Annotated in this window: 16 protein-coding genes, 4 tRNA genes, 1 other RNA gene and 2 pseudogenes; 14 read left to right on the top strand and 9 right to left on the bottom strand. The window is 72.4% G+C overall.

The window, feature by feature from the left end:
- Window positions 1-37: 37 nt before the first annotated feature.
- From OHA99_RS19650 to OHA99_RS19615, 8 genes are all read left to right on the top strand, one after another.
- Window positions 38-355 carry an Lsr2 family protein gene (locus OHA99_RS19650; protein WP_164384126.1) on the top strand — a complete coding sequence of 106 codons (318 nt, stop codon included), beginning with the start codon at window positions 38-40 and terminating at the stop codon, window positions 353-355.
- Window positions 356-507: 152 nt separating this feature from the next.
- Window positions 508-579 (top strand) — tRNA-Gly (locus OHA99_RS19645).
- An 80-nt stretch (window positions 580-659) separates the two neighbouring features.
- A tRNA-Gly gene (locus tag OHA99_RS19640) sits at window positions 660-732 on the top strand.
- Window positions 733-872: 140 nt separating this feature from the next.
- Window positions 873-1844 carry an ABC transporter ATP-binding protein gene (locus tag OHA99_RS19635; protein ID WP_153179060.1) on the top strand — a complete coding sequence of 324 codons (972 nt, stop codon included), beginning with the start codon at window positions 873-875 and terminating at the stop codon, window positions 1842-1844.
- Entirely contained in the window at window positions 1841-2656 is an 816-nt protein-coding gene (locus OHA99_RS19630; RefSeq protein WP_164384124.1) for an ABC transporter permease, read from the top strand. The genes OHA99_RS19635 and OHA99_RS19630 overlap by 4 nt, the downstream gene beginning before the upstream one ends.
- 47 nt (window positions 2657-2703) lie before the next feature.
- A complete protein-coding gene (locus OHA99_RS19625) occupies window positions 2704-3969 on the top strand; it encodes a sensor histidine kinase (protein ID WP_405698980.1) in 1266 nt (421 codons plus the stop codon).
- Entirely contained in the window at window positions 3966-4580 is a 615-nt protein-coding gene (locus OHA99_RS19620) for a response regulator transcription factor (RefSeq protein ID WP_153179058.1), read from the top strand. Before OHA99_RS19625 ends, OHA99_RS19620 begins: the two co-directional genes overlap by 4 nt.
- 61 nt (window positions 4581-4641) lie before the next feature.
- Window positions 4642-4717: transfer RNA gene (locus tag OHA99_RS19615), tRNA-Gly, on the top strand.
- A 54-nt stretch (window positions 4718-4771) separates the two neighbouring features.
- On the opposite strand, the gene OHA99_RS19610 is transcribed toward OHA99_RS19615, so the two are convergent.
- The 6 genes from OHA99_RS19610 to ffs all read right to left on the bottom strand — a co-directional run bounded on the left by OHA99_RS19610 (window position 4772) and on the right by ffs (window position 13857).
- Window positions 4772-5671 carry a phosphoribosylaminoimidazolesuccinocarboxamide synthase gene (locus OHA99_RS19610; RefSeq protein ID WP_153179057.1) on the bottom strand — a complete coding sequence of 300 codons (900 nt, stop codon included), beginning with the start codon at window positions 5669-5671 and terminating at the stop codon, window positions 4772-4774.
- Between the two features lie 118 nt (window positions 5672-5789).
- A complete protein-coding gene (locus OHA99_RS19605; RefSeq protein WP_153179056.1) occupies window positions 5790-7259 on the bottom strand; it encodes a N,N-dimethylformamidase beta subunit family domain-containing protein in 1470 nt (489 codons plus the stop codon).
- A 242-nt stretch (window positions 7260-7501) separates the two neighbouring features.
- The gene (locus OHA99_RS19600) at window positions 7502-9532 is read right to left on the bottom strand and encodes a hypothetical protein (protein WP_366472936.1); all 2031 of its coding nucleotides are present in this window, start codon (window positions 9530-9532) and stop codon (window positions 7502-7504) included.
- A gap of 336 nt (window positions 9533-9868) precedes the next feature.
- Window positions 9869-11119, bottom strand: a complete 1251-nt coding sequence (gene purD / locus OHA99_RS19595) for a phosphoribosylamine--glycine ligase (RefSeq protein ID WP_153179054.1) — start codon at window positions 11117-11119, stop codon at window positions 9869-9871.
- Between the two features lie 188 nt (window positions 11120-11307).
- Window positions 11308-13716, bottom strand: coding sequence for a DNA polymerase III subunit gamma and tau (locus tag OHA99_RS19590; protein WP_153179053.1), 2409 nt, complete (start codon window positions 13714-13716; stop codon window positions 11308-11310).
- Window positions 13717-13762: 46 nt separating this feature from the next.
- An RNA gene (gene ffs / locus OHA99_RS19585) (signal recognition particle sRNA small type) lies at window positions 13763-13857 on the bottom strand.
- A 74-nt stretch (window positions 13858-13931) separates the two neighbouring features.
- Here ffs and OHA99_RS19580 point away from each other — a divergent pair.
- The 3 genes and pseudogenes from OHA99_RS19580 to OHA99_RS19570 all read left to right on the top strand — a co-directional run.
- Window positions 13932-14019 (top strand) — tRNA-Ser (locus OHA99_RS19580).
- 140 nt (window positions 14020-14159) lie between these two features.
- A pseudogene (gene mobC, locus OHA99_RS19575) lies at window positions 14160-14291 on the top strand (plasmid mobilization relaxosome protein MobC); the annotation flags it as partial.
- Window positions 14272-15411: pseudogene (locus tag OHA99_RS19570) on the top strand (mobilization protein); the annotation flags it as partial. The pseudogenes mobC and OHA99_RS19570, both read left to right, overlap by 20 nt.
- Window positions 15412-15439: 28 nt before the next feature.
- On the opposite strand, the gene OHA99_RS19565 reads toward OHA99_RS19570, so the two are convergent.
- Genes OHA99_RS19565 through OHA99_RS19555 form a run of 3 tightly spaced genes read right to left on the bottom strand, consistent with a single transcriptional unit; the run spans window position 15440 to window position 17959 of the window.
- Window positions 15440-16210, bottom strand: coding sequence for a WbqC family protein (locus OHA99_RS19565; protein WP_405696963.1), 771 nt, complete (start codon window positions 16208-16210; stop codon window positions 15440-15442).
- A complete protein-coding gene (locus OHA99_RS19560; protein WP_355287974.1) occupies window positions 16176-16844 on the bottom strand; it encodes a YdcF family protein in 669 nt (222 codons plus the stop codon). The genes OHA99_RS19565 and OHA99_RS19560 overlap by 35 nt, the downstream gene beginning before the upstream one ends.
- 14 nt (window positions 16845-16858) lie before the next feature.
- Window positions 16859-17959: a helix-turn-helix domain-containing protein gene (locus OHA99_RS19555; protein WP_405698978.1), complete on the bottom strand. Its 1101-nt coding sequence runs from the start codon at window positions 17957-17959 to the stop codon at window positions 16859-16861.
- Window positions 17960-18112: 153 nt separating this feature from the next.
- On the opposite strand from OHA99_RS19555, the gene OHA99_RS19550 reads away from it, so the two are divergent.
- The 3 genes from OHA99_RS19550 to OHA99_RS19540 are packed head-to-tail and all read left to right on the top strand — an operon-like array spanning window position 18113 to window position 19418.
- Window positions 18113-18541, top strand: a complete 429-nt coding sequence (locus tag OHA99_RS19550) for a hypothetical protein (RefSeq protein WP_405696961.1) — start codon at window positions 18113-18115, stop codon at window positions 18539-18541.
- An 8-nt stretch (window positions 18542-18549) separates the two neighbouring features.
- On the top strand, window positions 18550-18951 hold the full coding sequence (locus tag OHA99_RS19545) for an ATP-binding protein (RefSeq protein WP_355287976.1): 402 nt from the start codon (window positions 18550-18552) through the stop codon (window positions 18949-18951).
- A complete protein-coding gene (locus OHA99_RS19540) occupies window positions 18948-19418 on the top strand; it encodes a hypothetical protein (RefSeq protein ID WP_405696959.1) in 471 nt (156 codons plus the stop codon). The genes OHA99_RS19545 and OHA99_RS19540 overlap by 4 nt, the downstream gene beginning before the upstream one ends.
- The last annotated feature ends 41 nt before the right edge of the window (window positions 19419-19459 follow it).

The following is a 19459-nucleotide window of genomic DNA, read 5'->3' as shown; positions in this document are numbered from 1 at the left end:
GTCATCGCGGAGATGCCGCACGAAGGGACCGATATTCGTGGCGCAGCGTGTCGTGGTCACTCTCTTTGACGACATCGACGGCTCGGAAGCGGCGGAGACGATCGCCTTCGGAGTCGACGGCCGGACGTACGAGATCGACCTGAACGAAGCCAATGCCCGGAAACTGCGCAAGGCGCTCGAGCCGTACGTCTCGGCCGGCCGCAAGCGCTCCCGGTCCGGCAAGACCTACCGGCAGACGGAGGTCGCCCCCGACCCGGCGGCGGTCCGCGCCTGGGCCCAGGCGAACAAGATGGACGTGCCCGCGCGGGGACGGATCCCGAAGAAGGTGTACGAGGCGTTCGCCGAGGCGCGGTGAGCCGTGTGTCCCGTGAGCCGGCGTCCGGCGGGAGCGGCCGACGGCCGCTCAGCCGCCCCTCGCGGCAACCGACTTGCGCGGCACCCCGGGTGATCAGCTAAAGTCTGGAGCACGCCGAGGGGCGAGGCCGAAAGGCCCAGCTCACGGAACATGCGGGTGTAGTTCAGTAGTAGAACATCCCCCTTCCAGGGGGAAGGCGCAGTGTGCAATTCCTGTCACCCGCTCTGCATCGTCGTACCGGCCACTCGATTGGATCAGGTAGGCTGGTGCTCGCACCGATCGGTGAAGGCCGGTCGGGGGCAATGCGGACGTAGCTCAGTTGGTAGAGCGCAACCTTGCCAAGGTTGAGGTCGCGAGTTCGAGCCTCGTCGTCCGCTCGGGAATCAGACCCCGGTCCTCCTGGACCGGGGTCTTTTCGTGTGCCCGGAGCCGGTGCCGGCCCGCCCCTGACATTTGTCATGCCGGGTGATGACGGGCCGCACTGTCGTCGGGGCCCGCGCGCCGGAATGCTCGAAGCATGCAAACCAACGGACACGAACACGTGATTGAGGTCACCGGCCTCCGGCGTGTGTACGGGGGCGGGTTCGAGGCCGTGCGCGGGATCGACTTCTCCGTGCGCCGCGGTGAGGTCTTCGCGCTGCTCGGCACCAACGGCGCCGGCAAGACGTCGACGGTCGAGCTGCTCGAAGGGCTCGCCGCCCCGGCCGGCGGACGCGTCCGCGTCCTCGGACACGACCCGTACACCGAGCGGGCCGCCGTACGCCCCCGCACCGGAGTCATGCTCCAGGAGGGCGGCTTCCCCTCCGAGCTGACCGTCGCCGAAACGGCGCGGATGTGGGCGGGATGCGTGAGCGGCGCCCGGCCGCCCGCCGAAGTGCTGGCGCTGGTCGGGCTCGGGGCCAAGACGGGCACCCGCGTCAAGCAGCTGTCCGGGGGCCAGCGGCGCCGCCTGGACCTGGCGCTCGCGCTGCTCGGCGACCCCGAGGTGCTCTTCCTCGACGAGCCCAGCACCGGACTGGACGCCGAAGGCCGCCGGGACACCTGGGAGTTGGTCGGCGCCCTGCGCGACCGGGGCACGACCGTGCTGCTGACCACGCACTACCTGGAGGAGGCCGAGCACCTCGCCGACCGGCTCGCGATCATGCACGAGGGCCGGATCGCCGCCACCGGCACCCCCGCCGAGGTGACCGCCGCACAGCCGTCCCGCATCTCCTTCGAACTGCCCGACGGCTACTTCGTGGGCGACCTGCCGCCGCTGGCCGGACTGGGCGTGGACGACCACGAGACCGACGGCCGGATCGTGAAGCTGCGCACCCGGGAGCTCCAACGGGCGGCCACCGGCCTGCTGGTGTGGGCCGGACAGGCCGGGGTGGAACTGCGCCGCCTCGACGTGCGCTCGGCGTCCCTGGAGGAGGCCTTCCTGAGCATCGCCAAGGAAGTGTCCGCGCAGGCGGCCGGCACCACGACCGAGAAGGAGTACGCGGCATGAGCGCCACGGACACACCGGCCCGCGCCAAGCGCGCCGCCGGGACCGCGACCACCACGCCGACGAGCCGCATGGCCGCGCTCGCCCGCGCCGAGATGACCCTGCTGGGGCGGAACAAGGGCACCGTCTTCGCCTCGCTGTTCGTCCCGTTCGTGCTGCCGTTCAGCGTGCGGGCGGGGGCCGAGGAGATGGACCTCGCCGGCGCCGGACTGACCGTCGGCACCCTCGTGCTGCCCGCCGCGATCGGCTTCTCCCTGCTGTTCGCCGTCTACTCGGCCCTCGTCGGCGTCTTCGTCGTCCGGCGCGAGGAACTGGTCCTCAAGCGGCTGCGCACCGGCGAGCTGCGGGACGTGGAGATCCTCGGCGGCTCCGCCCTGCCGGCCGTCCTCAGCGGGCTCGTGCAGTCCCTGCTGCTCGCGGTGGGCTGCGCCGTCCTGCTCGACCTGTCCGCGCCGTCGGCGCCCCACCTGGCCGTCGTCGGCCTGCTGCTGGGCCTGGTGCTGTGCGCCGCGCTCGCGGCGGTCACCGCGAGCTTCACCAGGACCGGGGAGAGCGCGCAGGTCACGCCGCTGCCGATCATGTTCGTCTCGATGGCCGGCTCCGGCCTGTTCTTCCCGCTGGACCTGCTCCCCGACCGGCTGGCCTCCGTGTGCGAGCTGCTGCCGCTGACGCCCGTGATCACCCTGGTGCGCGGCGGCTGGACCGGCGACCTGTCGGCGGCCGAGGCGCTGGGCGCGGTGGCGACGGCGGTGGCCTGGACCGTGCTCGCGGTGTTTGCTGTACGGCGATGGTTCCGCTGGGAGCCACGGCACTGACGTACGTGACGCAAGAGGCGTACGAGGCGAGCGGGAGTGGCGGACGGATGCGCAGGCCGGGTGGATGGTGGCGGGTCAAGAGCACGCCGCAGAAGGTGGAGACGTACACGCGGTGGTCGTTCCACTTCTTCGGGGTCATCGAGGTCCTCGCGCTGGGAGTGACCGCCTACGGCCGGACCGGCGCCGGACTCGCCACCGCGCTGTTCCTGCTGGTCACCGCGCACGCAGCCGTCTCCATGCTGGTCTCGTCCCGGGCGCTGGACTGGACGCTCGGCCGGCGCCCGCAGCCGGTGCGGCTGATGTGGACGCTCGTCGTCGTCAGCGCCGTGGTCTCGGCCACCGCGGTCGTGATCGCGGAGCGCGGCCCGGCCGGCGAGGTGGAGACGGCGGCGGGCTCGGTCTACGGCGGCGTCCTGTGCTTCGCCGCCGGTGTGATCACGCTCGGGGTGAGCGGCAGGCGGCGGATGGTCGCCGTCGTCGGCGGCTTCGCGGTGGGCGCGGGGATCCTGACGTTCCCCCTGGAGATGTCCCTGCTCGCGTCGGTCGTGCTGGCCGGCCTGGTGATGGTGACCGGCGGGTTCCTCGCCATCACCTCGATCTTCTCCCTCTGGCTGCTCAACGCGTTCTACGCGCTCGACGAGGCCAGGGAGACCCGGGCCAGGCTCGCGGTCGCCGAGGAACGGCTGCGGTTCGGCCGGGACCTGCACGACGTGATGGGCCGGAACCTCGCGGTGATCGCGCTCAAGAGCGAACTGGCCGTCCAGCTCTCCCGGCGCGGCAGGCCCGAGGCGGTGGAGCAGATGATCGAGGTGCAGCGCATCGCCCAGGAGTCGCAGCGCGAGGTCCGGGACGTCGTGCGCGGCTACCGGGAGGCCGCCCTGGAGGTCGAACTGGCCGGCGCCCGGGGTGTGCTCTCGGCGGCGGGCATCGTCTCGGAGATCGACGGCGAGACGGCCGGACTGCCCTCCGAGGTGCAGTCGGCGCTCGGCTGGGTGGTGCGGGAGGCGACCACGAACGTGCTGCGGCACGGGGACGCGAAGAAGGTCGCGGTGACGGTGCGGATGTCGGAAGGGCGTGTAGTGCTGACGGTGGAGAACGACGGCGTGGCGGAGAGGACGGGGGACGGCCCCCCGACGGGTCCGGGCGGCCCGGGCGGCCCGGGCGGCTCCGGGCTCTCGGGGCTGCGCGAGCGGCTCTCCGCGGTGGACGGGACCCTGGAGGCGGGGCCCGTCGGCAGGGGTGTCTTCCGGCTGACGGCCGAGGTGCCGCTGCCGGCCGCCGCTGCCGGGACCGCGCTGGAGGCCGCGTCGTGACGACGACCGTCCGCGTTCTGCTCGCCGACGACGAGCACCTCATCCGCGGGGCCCTGGCGGCCCTGCTGTCCCTGGAGGACGACCTGGTCGTCGTCGCCGAGGCGGCCACCGGCCCGGAAGCGCTGGCGATGGCGCGGGCGCACGCCCCGGACGTCGCCGTGCTGGACCTCCAGATGCCCGGCGCCGACGGTGTGAAGGTCGCCACATCGCTGCGGTCCGAGCTGCCCGGCTGCAAGGTGCTGATCGTGACCAGTCACGGGCGGCCCGGACATCTGAAGCGGGCGCTGGCGGCAGGGGTGCGCGGATTCGTCCCCAAGACGGTCAGCGCCCAGCGGCTCGCCGAACTGATCCGGACGGTGCACGCGGGAAACCGTTACGTCGACCCCGAGTTGGCCGCCGACGCGATCTCCGCCGGGGACTCCCCGCTGACCGTGCGCGAGGCCGAGGTTCTGGAGCACGCCGCCGACGGGGCCCCGGTCGCGGAGATCGCCGAGCGCGCCGCGCTCGCCGAGGGAACCGTGCGGAACTACCTGTCGTCGGCCGCGAGCAAGCTCGGGGCGGAGAACCGGCACGCGGCGGTGCGTCTCGCGAGGGAGCGCGGTTGGGTATAGTGGCTCTCGCGCCACGGCGAAGCCCGTGATTCCGGTCTAGGACTTCCACCCACGGCGCAGTGCGAACGTAGCTCAGTTGGTAGAGCGCAACCTTGCCAAGGTTGAGGTCGCGAGTTCGAACCTCGTCGTTCGCTCCAGATGAGAAGCCCCCGGTTTTCGGCCGGGGGCTTCTTCGTGTGCGGCCTCCGCCGCTACGACCAGCTCTGGCCGGTCAGCAGCTCGTAGGCCTCCACGTACTTGGCGCGGGTGGCGTCCACGACCTGCTGCGGCAGCGGCGGCGGGGGCTGCTCGCTCCCCCGGTCCCAGCCGGACTCGGCCGAGGTCAGCCAGTCCCGCACGAACTGCTTGTCGTACGACGGCTGCGCGCGGCCCGGCTGCCACCGGTCGGCCGGCCAGAAGCGGGAGGAGTCCGGGGTGAGGACCTCGTCGGCGAGGACCAGGTCGTCCCCGTCGAAGCCGAACTCGAACTTGGTGTCCGCGAGGACGATGCCGCGCTCGCGGGCGATGTCCCGGGCGCGGGAGTAGACGGCGAGGGTGGCCTGACGCAGGGCGGCCGCGGTGTCCGCGCCGACCTGGCGGGCGACCTCCTCGTAGGAGACGTTCTCGTCGTGCTCGCCGACCTCGGCCTTGGTGGCCGGGGTGAAGATCGGGGCGGGCAGCTCCGAGCCGTCGACCAGGCCCTCGGGGAGGGCGAGGCCGCAGACGGTGCGGGTCTGGTCGTACTCCACCAGGCCCGAGCCGGTGAGGTAGCCGCGGGCCACGCACTCCACGGGGACCATCCGCAGCGACTTGCACACCAGGGCGCGGCCCTCCCAGTCGGCGGGGGCACCGGGGGGCAGCTCGGTGCTCAGGACGTGGTTGGGGGCCAGGTCGGCGAGCTGCTCGAACCACCACAGGGAGAGCTGGGTGAGGACCCGGCCCTTGTCGGGGATCTCGGTCGGCAGCACCCAGTCGTAGGCGGAGATGCGGTCACTGGCGACCATCACGAGGTCGCCCGCCTCGTTCCGGTACAGCTCGCGCACCTTGCCGGTGTGCAGATGCACCAGGCCCGGAACCTGGATCGGCTCGGGCTTTTCAACGAATCCGGACACGGTTCCTCCCCGTGGTTCTGAACAATACGTCGATTGTCCCGTACGTCGCGGGGAGGGCGAGCGGCGGGGCGGTGGGGGTGCGCGGGGCGGTGGGGGTGCGCGGGACGGCCTGCGGGGCTCAGTCCCGTTTGCAGATGCGGTCCAGGAGGTTCGCGGTGGCGCGCTGGACGCGCGGGTCGACGTGGCCGGGGCGGTCCAGGGCCGGGGACCAGGCGAAGGTGCCGGACGCGAAGACCCAGGCGCCCGACGGGGCCCGGTAGAGCGAGGTCTCCTGGTGACGCCGGACGCCGTCCACGTCGGCGTACGGGGAGTGGGCGAGCAGGACCCGCTCGTCGTGCTCGGGGAGCGCGGTGCGCGGGAAGTAGCGGTCGGCCTCGCCCGCCACCAGGTCCTCGATCTCGTCGCCCTCGTGCGCCCCGGTGGCCTCCCAGAGCCAGTGACCGGCGTTGCGGACGATCATCGGGTGGGGTTCGGGGACGCGGCCGGCGTACTGGATGCCGAGCAGTTGCTGCTCGGGGCGGTCGATCTCCCGCCACAGCGCGGGCCGACCCGGACCCTTGCGTTTGCGGCAGGTCAGCAGGCGGTCGGGGGCACCGGAGGGGGAGGGAGCCAGCTCCACCTGCCAGTACATGGTGTTGGCGGAGAGGAAGACCAGGGACGTGCCCTGCTCCCGGGCGAGTTCGGTGGTGCGGCGCATGGCGCCGGACCAGTACTCGTCGTGGCCCGGGAAGACCAGGCCCCGGTAGCGGGCCGGGTCGACGCGGCCGGAGTGCAGATCGCGGGCGTCGGCGTAGGCGACGTCGTAGCCGTAGCGCTCGGCGAAGCGGATGAAGTCGTAGGCGTGGCCCACGTGGAGGGGGAGACCGGCCCCGGCGAACGGACGGTCGAAGGAGACGGTCGTCGCCGCGTCCGCCTCGCCGAGGAGCCGGCCCTCCTCGTCCCAGGCGTGGTAGAGGCTGGCGCCGGTGCGGCCGTCCTCCGGGTAGAGGTTGTACGCCTGCCAGGTGACGTCCGGCAGGAGGAGGAGCAGGTCGGCCGGGTGGTTGTCGCGGACCGTGAAGGGGACGTGGGAGCGGTAGCCGTCGGCGGTGGTGAGGACGGCCACGTACGCGCCGATGTTCCAGTACGAGGGGATCTGCAACCGCCAGGACAGCCACCAGTGGTGGCAGGAGACCGTGCGGTCGGCGGTGAGCGGCGGGGGCTGGACGATGCCGGACAGGCGGGGGCTGGTGGTGATCTTGGCGGCGCCGTCACCGCCGTAGTGGCCGATCCGGTAGACGTCGACGCTGAACTCCTGCGGCGGGTCGACGGTGATGTGGAAGTCGATGGCCTCACCGGGGGCGGCTGCTCCCGTCGCGGTGAAGCCCTTGATCTGGCGGCGGACGTCGTCGGCGGCGCGGGGGCCGCCACCGGTGCCGGAGCCGGTGCCGGTGCGTTCCTGGTCCGCGTACCAGGCGACCACCTGGCCGGTGTCGCCGAAGTACGTCTCACCACCGCGCAGCCAGGGGACGGGTCCCTGTCCGAAAGGGTCCGTCACGGCGTGCGCGAGTGCTCCCGACTCCCAGCGGCGGATCTGCTCGGGCCCCATGGGACAGCCCCCTCCCTCGTGCCCCCGCGGTCGTGCGTATGACGAACGCCTTTGCCATGTGCGCGATCGGTCCCAGCACATCACATTTCGCACGCGGGCTGTCACTGTTCGTCGCGAAGTGGCCGAAAGTGGAATGGAAGAGTCCGATTCCTCCGAGCCTGCGGCTTGCGGTCAGTGGTCTGTGGCCTGCGGTCTGCGGTCTGCGGTCTGCGGTCTGCGGGGCCAGGGGGACGGTGCGGGCGTCAGACCAGACGCACCGGCTTCTCCGGGCGTATCCCGAGGTCGGTCATCCAGGCGCGCAGCGGGCCCGGGTCGCCCGTCTCGACGAGGCTGAGCACGCTGGGCGCCAGATCCGCGGTGCGGGCGCCGTCGACCAGGAGCGACGGCCCGTCGAGCCAGTCGAGGCCGGGGGCCGCACCGGCGGTGTCCATCGCCGCGCAGCACACCATCGCGGTGATGTGCGCGGTGAGGATCTCGCGCCCGGTGCGCGGGGGCTGCAACGGCAGGAGGGGAAGCGCACGGCCGTCCCAGAGCGCGGCGTCCGGACCGGCTCCGGCTCCCGGGCCCGGGGGCGGGGACGGGACCCCGGCTCCGCCGGGCCGGGCCTGCGCCTCCTCCCGGGCCAGCTGCGCGCTGAGCCCGGCGGCGAGAGCGGCACCCCTGGCCGTGGTCCCGGCCAGGTCGTCCTCGTCGTCGTCCTCGTCGTCGGGGGCGTCGTGGTCGCCGTACCGGGGAGGCGGGGCGTCGTGGTCGCCGTACCCGGGAGGCGGGGCATCGAGGTCGTCGCCGTACCCGGGAGGCGGGGCGTCGAGGTCGTCGCCGTACCCCGCCTGCGTGCCGGCGTCGGGGGCCGGGGTCCCTGGACCGGCGGCGGTGCCGCTCGCGGTCTCCGTCGCGGCGTCGGCCTCGGGATGCGGTGCCCCCGGGCCGCCGTATCCGGCGTGCGGATCGGTGGGAGAGGGGGCGGGGGGCTCGGTGTCCGGGATCGTGAGGTGGTCCAGGACGCGGGCCAGGGTCGGGCCGTCCGTGCCCGGTGCGGTGCCCCCGGCGGCGCGGCGGACGCCCAGGGTGTCGAGCACCCGGTGCAGGCGGGCCGCGTCCGTGCGCCAGGTCCGGTCGACGACTTCCTCGGGATACTCGCCCCACCCGACCGGCGACCAGTCGGGACCGGTCTCGGCGGGCCCTCCGTGGAAAAGGCGCGCGGCGAGGAGCGAGACCGCCTCGTCCATCGTGCCGGGCTCCTCCAGCAGGTCGCAGGCGGGACGCTCGCCCAGGCGGGAGGCGAAGCCCTCGGCCAGACGGTCGCGCCGGGACAGCTCCGTGAGGGCGGCGACGACACCCACGTCCAGCCGGGAGGGCCAGCGGCCCATTCGCCAGGCGGGCAGCGCCACCCTGGTCAGCAGCCGGTCCCAGCCCGCATAGGCGAGCCCCACCTGCTCCTGCGCGACGATCCGCAGACCGTAGTCCACAGCCTGTGCACGCTCGGCGGCCGCGGCCGCGACCCCGCGCTCCATCCCGGTCGCGTGCTCCCGGCAACCGCGCAGCAGCAGCCGGGACACCCAGCCGAGGCCCGCGCACGCCACGCGGGACAGCGGGTCGCGCCGGCCCGCCGAGGCCACCGCCACGGCGGCGTCCAGACCCCGTATGAAGCGCCGGGCCGCGGCTATGTCGGGGTGCGCCGACGGCCCCGTACCGGCGACGACCGGGGCGAGGACGGCGCGCAGCTCGCCCACCCGCATCCACCACAGGAACGGTGAGCCGATGACCAGGACGGGCGCCGCGGCGGCACTCCGGCGGCGGGCGGGCTCGCCCAGGCCGGACAGGTCGTCGTCGTGCCGGTCCACGGGTGGCGGGCCGTGGCGGGGATGGGCGCGGTCCTCCAGCCAGCTGTCGCAGTCCGGGGTGAGCGCTATCGCCGAGGGGGCGGGGACGTCGAGCCGGTCGGCCAGGTCACGCACCATGCGGTAGAGGTCGGGCGCCGACTCCTCGGCGACCGTGACCGTGGGGGTCACGGCGGGCCTGGAGCGGGCCACGACCAGGGCGACTCCGGCGGCCGCCAGCAGGACGCACAGCGCGAGGACGGACACGACCCGGCGCAGGACGTCCCAGCCACCGCCCACGAGATGCCCGGTGGATCCGCCGACGAGGAGGATCACGGCCGCGGCGGCGGGCAGCAGGGCCACGGCCACCGCGCGGCTGCGGACCCGCAGCACCGCCAGCGCCCGGGTCCGCGCGGCCAGCGCGCCCATCTCCACACCACCGATACCGGTCACGGCCGGACCTCACCCCCTCATCGCTGTCCTGTCTGCCCTGTCTGTACTGGACCGTCCTGCTGCACTACCGCTCTTCCCGCTCTTCCGGCTTTGCTCACTCCACCCACTGTGGCACCCGGCACTGACATCGCAATGCCGGTGGGCCAAGTGCCGGAACGCTTGCGCGGCACCATAGTTGGGGCCCTCGCGCCCGTCAGCCGTATGGCCCATCGGTCACTCGATGGAATGGCTTTGGGGAAAGGTGGAGACGGACGGCAAAGGTCAGGCCCCGGTTCCTGGGAGGGAGCCGGGGCCTGTCGGGCCAGGTGTGGAACGGATGTTCCGGTCGGTCGGGAGCTACGCGCCCGCCGCCTTCGCCGCGATGTCGGTGCGGTGCTGCGAGCCGTCGAGGCCGATGCGGGCGACGGCGCGGTAGGCACGGTCGCGGGCCTCCGTGAGGTCGGTACCGGTGGCGGTGACGGACAGGACGCGGCCACCGGCGCTGACGACGGTGTCGCCCTCGGCGCGGGTGCCGGCGTGCAGGACGTAGGCGTGCGGGGCGTCCTGGGCGGCCACCGTGTCGAGGCCGGTGATCGGGTCGCCGGTGCGCGGGGTGCCGGGGTAGTTGTGCGAGGCGACGACCACGGTGACGGCCGCCTCGTCGCTCCAGCGCAGGGGCTCGAGGTCGGCGAGGTTGCCGGTGGCGGCGGCCATCAGCAGACCGGCGAGCGGGGTCTTCAGCCGGGCCAGCACGACCTGGGTCTCGGGGTCGCCGAAACGGGCGTTGAACTCGATCACGCGCACGCCGCGCGAGGTGATCGCGAGCCCGGCGTAGAGGAGCCCGGAGAACGGGGTGCCGCGCCGGCGCATCTCGTCGACGGTCGGCTGGAGGACGCTCTGCACGACCTCGTCGACCAGCTTCGGGTCGGCCCAGGGCAGCGGCGAGTAGGCGCCCATGCCGCCGGTGTTCGGGCCCTCGTCGCCGTCGAGGGCGCGCTTGAAGTCCTGGGCGGGCTGGAGGGGGCGTACGTTCTCGCCGTCGGTGACGGCGAACAGGGAGACCTCGGGTCCGTCCAGGAACTCCTCGACGACGACGCGGTCGCAGGCGTTGGCGTGGGCGCGGGCCGCCTCGACGTCGTCGGTGACGACGACGCCCTTGCCCGCGGCCAGCCCGTCGTCCTTGACGACGTAGGGGGCGCCGAAGGCGGCGAGGGCCGCGTCGACCTCGTCGGGGTTCGTGCACACGTAGGAGCGGGCCGTGGGCACGCCGGCGCCGGCCATCACGTCCTTGGCGAAGGCCTTGGAGCCCTCCAGCCGGGCCGCCTCCCCCGAGGGGCCGAAGACCGGGATGCCCGCCTCGCGCACGGCGTCGGCGACCCCGGCGACCAGCGGCGCCTCGGGCCCTACGACGACCAGCCCGGCGTCGAGCCGGGTGGCGAGGGCGGTGACGGCCGCGCCGTCGAGGGCGTCGACCTGGTGCAGTTCGGCGACCTCGGCGATACCGGCGTTGCCGGGTGCGCAGTGCAGCGCGGTGACGTCGGGGTCGAGGGACAGGGAACGGCACAGGGCGTGTTCGCGGGCGCCGCCGCCGATGACAAGGACCTTCACGGGGTGAAGCCTAATGGGCCCGGGCCGGTGCGGTTTGTGCGGGCTTCCGAAGGAACGGGGCGGGGGCGCTTGTGGCTTCCTCCAGGAACGCCGCCGTCCCGCTCGTACCCCTGACCCGGCCGGTCCTGCCCGGCCGGCCGGTCCTGCCCGCCCGGGCCGCCCTGTCCGCCCTGCCCGTCCTGTCGGTCCTACTCGTTGGCGATCTCCTCGACCACGGTGGCGCCCAGCTCACGCACCAGCAGCTCCTTGCCGGACAGCGCGGACTCGTCGAGGTCCGGGTCGTCGTCCTCGGGGATGTCGTCCTCGGGTGAGACCGGGGGCGGCTCGGGCGCCGGGGGCCGAGACGCGGGTGCGGGAGCGGACGCCGGGTCCGGAGCCGGGGCCGCGGGGGGCGCGGCGGGCGTGGCCGCGGGCGCCGACGGCCGCTGCGCGGGCGCACTCCCGCCGAAGCCACCCCCACCGGAGCCGCCTGCGCCACCGGCACCGAAGCCGCCGCCACCGCCGTATCCGCCGGACGAACCCGAGGGACCGGACGGGCCGGACGGACCGGCGGGCGGCGGCGCCGAGCCGCCGGAGGGGTCGACGACCGCGTCGATCTTCCACTGCACGTTGAACTGCTCGGCGAGGGCCTGCCGCAGCACGTCCTCACTGCCGCTGCTGACGAAGTTGTCCCGGGCGCCCGCGTTGACGAAGCCGAGCTGGAGGGAGGTGCCGTCGAAGCCGGTGACCTGGGCGTTCTGGCTGAGCAGGATCCAGGTGAACCGACGGCGGTTCTTGACCGCTTCCAGGATGTTGGGCCAGAGCGAACGGGGGTCGACCCCCGGAGCACCCGACGGCGCGGCGACGGGCGCGGGGGCAGGGGCGGCCGCCGCGGGAGCCGGGGCCCGGGTCGCGGCGGGAGCGGAGCCGGGACCGGGAGCGGCCGCCGTCCGGGACTGTCCGCCGCCCGCCGGAGCCGCCGTGGGCCACCCGCCGGGGCGGCGCCCACCACCCGCGGGAGCCGCGGTCGGCCAGGCACCGGGCGCCGAAGCGGGAGCGGAGGCGGGATCTTCGGCGGGCGCGGGTGCGGGTGCGGGCGCGGGAGGAGCCGCAGGGCCGTCGGCGGCGGAAGAGGGTGCGGCCTGCGGACGCCCGCCCCCACCGGGGGGACCACCCGCGTCGAAGGAGGACCCGGCACCCGCACCCGCACCGGAATCCGAGTCGGCGGACGGACCACTCCCCGGACCGCTCCCCGGACCACCCCCTGGCGCACCGACGGGCGCACCGGTCGGCGCAGCGGCCCCCTGCCCCCGTACCGCCGCACGGGCCGCGGCGGGACCACCGCCCGGCGGAACCGGAACCGGAGCCGCGGCCGGAGCCGCGCCCCCCGCGCCGCCGGCGTGCGCCTCGGGCCCGGGCACGTACCCCATGGCGGGCGCGCCCGCACCGGCCGAGAACTGCACTCCGCGCTCGATCCGGTCCAGGCGGGCCATCACCGAACGCTCGTCGCCGTACGCGGCGGGCAGCATCACGCGCGCGCAGATCAGCTCCAGCTGGAGGCGCGGCGAGTGGGCGCCGCGCATCTCGGTGAGCCCCTCGTTGACGATGTCGGCCGCGCGGCTCAGCTCGGCGGCGCCGAAGGACTGCGCCTGGGCCTGCATCCGCTCGACGACGTCGGCGGGGGCGTCGATGAGCCCCTTCTCCGCGGCGTCGGGCACGGCGGCGAGGATCACCAGGTCCCGCAGGCGCTCCAGCAGGTCGGTGACGAAGCGCCGCGGGTCGTTGCCCCCCTCGATCACCCGGTCGACGACCCCGAAGGCGGCGGAGCCGTCCCCGGAGACGAACGCCTCGACGACGGAGTCGAGCAGCGAGCCGTCCGTGTAGCCGAGCAGGGCGGTGGTCATGTCGTACGTCACACCGTCGGCACCGGCGCCCGCGAGCAGCTGGTCCATGACGGACATGGAGTCACGCACGGACCCCGCGCCGGCCCGCACCACGAGCGGGAGCACGCCCTCGTCGACCGCGATGCCCTCCCGGCCGCACACCTCGGCGAGGTAGTCGCGCAGGGTGCCGGGCGGCACGAGCCGGAACGGGTAGTGGTGGGTCCGCGACCGGATGGTCCCGATGACCTTCTCGGGCTCGGTGGTGGCGAAGATGAACTTCAGGTGCTCCGGGGGCTCCTCGACGACCTTCAGCAGGGCGTTGAAGCCCTGCGGGGAGACCATGTGGGCCTCGTCGATGATGTAGATCTTGTACCGGCTGGAGGCGGGCCCGAAGAAGGCCTTCTCGCGCAGGTCACGGGCGTCGTCCACACCACCGTGGGAGGCCGCGTCGATCTCGATGACGTCGATCGAACCCGGGCCGTTCCTGGCCAGGTCGCGGCACGACTGGCACTCGCCGCACGGCGTGGGCGTCGGACCCTGCTCGCAGTTCAGGCAGCGCGCCAGGATCCGGGCGCTGGTCGTCTTGCCGCAGCCGCGCGGACCGCTGAACAGGTACGCGTGATTGACCCGGTTGTTCCGCAGCGCCTGCTGCAACGGGTCGGTGACATGCCCCTGCCCGATGACCTCGGCGAAGGACTCCGGGCGGTAACGGCGGTAGAGCGCGAGAGACGACACGCATACGAGGTTATAGGCGCCCACCGACAACCGGACCGCCCGCAAATGAGACGCCCCCCACGCACCCGCCAGAGCCGACCTACCCTTGCTGCCTTCCGGCCCTGGGGGAGTTCAGTCAGATAGCGCCGCGTGAGGGGCTGGGCCACACGTTACCCGATGTCGGGCCCCCAGAACGAGTTCGCAAGCACTCCTCCGAGTCATGTAATGTTCTCCGCGGAGGATTCGCCTAGTGGCCTAGGGCGCACGCTTGGAAAGCGTGTTGGGGGCAACCCCTCACGAGTTCGAATCTCGTATCCTCCGCCATTGCTCTCACCGGGCAATACGTCGAAGGCCCCCGCAGCTTGCTGCGGGGGCCTTCGACGTTGGTGGTCTCAGTTTTGGTCTCAGTTGGCCTCGCGGACGATGGCCTGAGCCGAACGTCTGATCCCCTTTGCCCCCTTGCGGCAGAATGGCCGCAGTCCGAAGACCGCCGCCGCACCCATATGTTCCGCGCCCAGGTGCTGCGCGAGCTCAACCGCATCGGCGTCAACGTCAACCAGATCGCCCGCGCGCTCGACCAGCCGCCAGTGGCTCCAGGACCGCATCCGCGCCGCCATCCCCCACGCCACCAGCGCCGAGGAACTCCTCGCCTACCTCGAAGCCGACGACATCCTGATCAAGCCCCGCCGAGGCCCCTCCGGAGACCTCCTCGGCTACGCCGTCGGCCGTCCCGGCGACCTGAACAAGGACGGCGAGCAGATCTACCACCCCGGCGGGAAGATCGCCCCCGACCTCACCCTGCCCAAACTCAAGGCCCGCCTCGAAACCAGCGCACCGGAGGAACACCCCACAGCCCGCCGCAACCGACCCAGCACCCCCTGGCATCAGGCCACCGAAGCCCTCGACACCCTCCACACACAGATCACCCACACAAGCACCGGCAGCGGAGACGCGCGGACACAGGCGCACATCACCGCCCTGGGTGAACTCATCGAAGCCACCGCCCAGAAGGCCCCCGCCGACCTCCGTAACCAACTGCACGCGGCCAGCAAGACATTCGCCCGTGCCCAGCGCTCGCAAATCCGGGCCGAAGACCGCGCCGCCCACACTCTGCGGACCGCGGCCCGCGACATCGCTAACACCGCCACCAGCCCCGACGGCAGCGCATTCGCTGCTCTTGTTGCCGCCATGCTCTGGGCCGCCATCCTCGCCGGACGCTGGCACCAAGCCAAGGGCCACGCCCACCAGGCCGACGCCGCCCGGCAAGCCGTCCAGCATCTCCAGTCCGCAGCGGACGACGCGCTCGCGCCGCTGCTCACCGCACTTGAATCCCGCCGCCCCACGGAGGAGACCCGTCGCACCCTGGCCAGTGACGTACGCGCCGCCGTTCCCGAACACGCGGAGCGGATCCTGGCCGACCCCGGCTGGCCCGTCCTCGCCACCGTCCTCGCCGACGCCGAGGCCAGCGGCCACAAACCCCACCAGCTCCTCAAGGAAGCCGCCGCCCGCCGGGAGCTCGGCACTGCTCACAGGCCCGCCCGCGTCCTGATCACCCGCATCCAGCACACCAGCCGCAACCCCGCCCCCAACCGCCGCGCCGAAGCAGCCCGCCTGCGAAGCACCACCGCATCAGCCTTCGGCACTCCTTCCCCCGCCGCCCAGCTGCCGACCACCACCGCAGCTCCCACGAGTCGGCTGAGCCGCCCACGCCGCTGATCCGGACAAGGCGAGCGAGCGGGGGCAGTCAAGCAGCGGCCACCAGAAGGCCGTGGTCCAAAGCAAGCGTCTGCATGCAGGTGGCCACATCCTGCGGGCCGAGTGCCGCCAACGCCGACAGCGCACTGAGCCTTCGGCTGGAGGACCAGATGTTGGTCGTCGGCGGCTGGAACAGCACAACGGCGATGCCCTTGGCGGCGAACGGTGCCGGGTCGAGGTACGTCATGCCGCCGGCCCCGCACACATACGCGCGGGCACCGGTAACGGCGCAGAGATCGGCGAGCCTCTGAGAGCGTCCCGGCCGGGAGGGCAGATCGCTGCTGGTGAGGATCTGGCCCTGCCAGCCGAGCAGGTCGAGCAGGACGCGGGTGGAGGCTGCGGCAACGGCAGCGGTCCTCCCAGTGTCGAAGGCGTCCAACACCGGTTCCAGGAACCGGGCGAGGGCTGGCCAGTAAGGGCTCGCTCCGTAGTGCTGCCGCAGCATCCCCGCGGTCTTCCGGCGGGCCCGGTCGGGATCGTCGATCAACGCGTCCCGGATGAGAGTCGGCCGTCCGTGGGGGAGGCGTGTGGGGACGGTCAGCCACTGCCGACGATCCGGTTCGTCGAGGGCACCGAGGCGGGCTCGGTGCTGGTGGTCGCGGCGGGTGAACTGGACGTCGTCCAGGACGATCCAGTAGTCCGCCGCGAACAGCTTGGCCAGTGTGGCCAGTCTCGGGAACAGGTTGGGCTGGTGAATTGCGCACAGCCCGCCCGCCTCGGGCAGGTCAGGAAGCGATGAGACGGCTGGTGAAGCCGTCACGGATGAGGGATTCGTACGCAACATGCACGTCCTCCGGGACCTCCTGCTCGATGGCGAATCCGAGCTTCGGATACTCGATAACCCGCTGGAGATCGCCGACGAGCATGTCCAGGACGAGCTTCTCGTCGCCGATGGACTTCACGTAGTCGTCGAACTCCAGCGGCTCCGACGCGCAGAGGATCTCGACGCCGGGCCACAGCTTGCGGGCGGTCGCGAACGACCGCCGTTCCATGTAGGGCTTGGAGACCAGCATCACCGTCGTCGGGGTGATGCCGGCGGAGGCGAGGACCTCTCGGGAGAGAGTCACGTTCTGCCCGGTGTTGCCCGCCTCCGGTTCCAGCAGGATCGCCTCGGCGGGGACGCCGAGGTCGATGGCATGCTCGCGGAAATGGACGGCCTCGCCGCGCGGGAAGACCTTGGCGGTGGTGGGGCTGTTGGCGCCGGTGAAGACCAGGGTCGAGAACAGCCCAGCGCGGTAGAGCTCGACGGAGTGGGTCGCGACACCGAGATCGTGGCTGCCCAGCCCGATCGCCACGTCGACGGGCCGCAGCTGGTGGTGCATCTGGTGGTAGTCCCAGATCAGCACGGCCTGGTGCCGCTGGTCCTCGGTGATGGCCTGCTGGTTGTCGCTCACGCGTCTCTCCCTGGTCACCGTCGCCGGGGGCCGGTCGGCCCCTCGTTCATGGCTCTGATGCCCTCGATACTGCGCAGTTGGTGCACGAGTCCGTACTGCGCGGCCGTGCGGGTGGCCTGATCGAGGACGAGGATTCCATCATCCCGGGTCGCCGCGTCGGAGAGCAGGATGTGGCCATGAGCGGTGTCCAGCCGTACACGTTGCATCGGGGAGTCGGCGGCCCCGCTGCTGCGGGCGATGTCGATGAAGTGCAGGGCCTGAGTGAGGTCGCCGGCGCCACGGCGGGCGAGGGCAAGTTTCTGGTGGGCCACCGACCAGTCGTCAGGTTCGGTGAGGTCCTCGAAGTCGCGGGTCGCGGCCTGCATGACGCGGGTCGCGTAGTCGTGCCGGCCGTTCTTGCTCAGCGCCGTGCCCACCCACAGACGGGCCCTGGCGCGGTCCCGGCGGGAAAGCCGGTCGTCGACGGCGAGGGTTTCGTAGTGGCGGGCGGCAGCCTCCAGCTTGCCGGACATTTCCGTGACCACCGCGAGGGAGAGGTCGAGCTGGGCGACACGACGCGGGATGTCGAGCTGGGCGAAAACCGCGCGAGCCCCGCCGTAGGAGTGCTGGGCGGAGAGTGGGCCGAGCACAGAGCCTTGGTCGCGTTTGAGGTCGCCGAGCAGCGCGGTCGAGCGGGCGAAAAGGTACAGGCCCTTCTCATCCAGTTCTCGGGCGTTGAACCGCGTCAGCCACCGGCTGAGCAGGCTGTCGGCGAAGGTGAAGTTCTGACGGGAGAGCGCGACCACGACGCGATCCAGGTCCTCGGCCCACGATTCGTACTCCCAAGCTCGCGGGCCGGCGGCGGTAACGCGCCGTCCGGCGCCTTGCACGGTGCTGGCCATCTCGGACAGGAGCGTCTCGAAGCGCAGGTGGGCAGGGGCGTCGGCGCGTCCGAGGGCGGTGTCGAGGATGGCCTGGGTGTCGGGTCTGGGCTCGGTTTCGGCGCGCTTACTCTCCCACTTCGAGACCGTCGCGACGGCTACGCCGAGGTGCTCGGCAAAGGCCCGCACGCTCAGACGTAGAGCGAGACGCAGAGCCCTGGCTTCCAGGCCGGTCCAGTGGTGCACGGTTGCCACGCCTTGCTCCCTTCCACTGTCATCGAAGCAGATGCCCGGGGGCGGCGGGACGGAAGTGGAACGGAAGTAGAACGACGGGTGATTGGCCAGGAGTTCAGGGGCCGCCATGCTCAGGAGCGTCACCACCTGCCGACTCCTTGGACGGTCCCCAGCATGGAACCTCTCACGGAACATCGCCTGGTCAGCGGGCCTGTCGTCTACGGATTCCTGCGGCTGGTGCGGGTCTCCGAAGCCCGGCAAGAGGCGCTGGCCGCCTCGCTCGCCGAGTACTGCCGTAGGCACGAGCTGGAGCTGTCCGGCGTCTTCACGGATCGCGAGGCGAGTGCCGACCCCCGCTCGTCGGCCTTCATCGGTCTGCTCGACGTGTTGGCACTGCCGGACGTCTACGGCGTACTCGCCCCGACCGCTTCCCACCTTGGCCCGAGGGCGATAGCCGCTGAGCGCCGTCGGCAGATCGAGGCGGCCGGCTCCCGGCTGCTGCTCGTCCGGCGGCCCCGCCCTGCGCGCCCGCCAGGCACCTCCCGGGGTGCAGCTTCCCGCCACGGCTGCGGGCCCGCCCACCTCCTGGACGCCGAGTCATGAGGACGACCATGATCGAAACGGACCAATGCTTCTTCAAGGCCACCCCAAAATCCATCCAACAGGCGCGGGAATTCGCCACCGCCACCCTGGCCGGGTGGGGCCGTGGTGAACGGATCGAAGATGTCCGTCTCTGCGTCTCCGAGCTGGCGACTAACGCGCTCGTCCACGGCACCGTCTCCGACCACGGATTCCTGGTTCGCCTCGACGCCGAGGACGACGTCGTACGCCTGGAGGTGCACGACAGCCGCTGCGAACGCCCCAAGACGGGTGAGGCCACCGACACCGACCTGTCCGGACGCGGCCTGATCCTGGTGGACGCGCTCGCCGACGACTGGGGAGTGCAGGACCGTACGCCCCTAGGGAAGATCGTCTGGTCCTCCTTCAAGGGCGCGGGAGGGAAGCAGGCGTGACCGCCGCCGTCACTCCGACCGGACCTGAGCCCCGACTACTCCTCTCACTCGCCGCGTGGAGCTGGCCGGGCATCAGTCCGGACAACCGCGAGATCGCCCACATCCTGATCACGCACACTCCTGCTCCGGCTCTCTCCGACCCCGCTGACGCACCCGAATCCCGCATGCGGCGTCTCGCGGACAGCCTCGGCGGACTGGGCCGGGCAGAGGATGTGGTTCCGGATGCCGGCCGCTGCCTGCACATCATCGGCGACCACGTGTTCCTCCACATTCCCGGCACCTCCCGCAGGCTGCGGCTGCCAAGCCGCCCTGTCTGGACAGCACTGGTCACCCGCACCGGCACAGCCGTTCTCCTGCTCGGCTTGGACTCGTTGTCGCAGTCCGTCGACGCATCCCAGCTCGACACCTACCTGGATACCGCAAGCCAGTCCGACCGGCTGCTGTACGGGATGGCCCGCACCCGTTGACCCGCTGACCCCTGGGACTTCCTGCACGCCCCGATGAGAGG

Source organism: Streptomyces coelicoflavus (assembly GCF_045041415.1).
Classification (GTDB): Bacteria; Actinomycetota; Actinomycetes; order Streptomycetales; family Streptomycetaceae; genus Streptomyces; species Streptomyces coelicoflavus.
Note: the sequence above shows the minus strand (reverse complement) of the source record. Positions and strands in the feature narration are given on the sequence as shown.

Coding starts and splice junctions, on each gene's coding strand:
- OHA99_RS19635 (WP_153179060.1), top strand. CDS start 873: ATGCAAACCAACGGACACGAACACGTGATTGAGGTCACCGGCCTCCGG.
- OHA99_RS19630 (WP_164384124.1), top strand. CDS start 1,841: ATGAGCGCCACGGACACACCGGCCCGCGCCAAGCGCGCCGCCGGGACC.
- OHA99_RS19625 (WP_405698980.1), top strand. CDS start 2,704: ATGCGCAGGCCGGGTGGATGGTGGCGGGTCAAGAGCACGCCGCAGAAG.
- OHA99_RS19605 (WP_153179056.1), bottom strand. CDS start 7,259: ATGGGGCCCGAGCAGATCCGCCGCTGGGAGTCGGGAGCACTCGCGCAC.
- OHA99_RS19550 (WP_405696961.1), top strand. CDS start 18,113: ATGGAACCTCTCACGGAACATCGCCTGGTCAGCGGGCCTGTCGTCTAC.
- OHA99_RS19545 (WP_355287976.1), top strand. CDS start 18,550: ATGATCGAAACGGACCAATGCTTCTTCAAGGCCACCCCAAAATCCATC.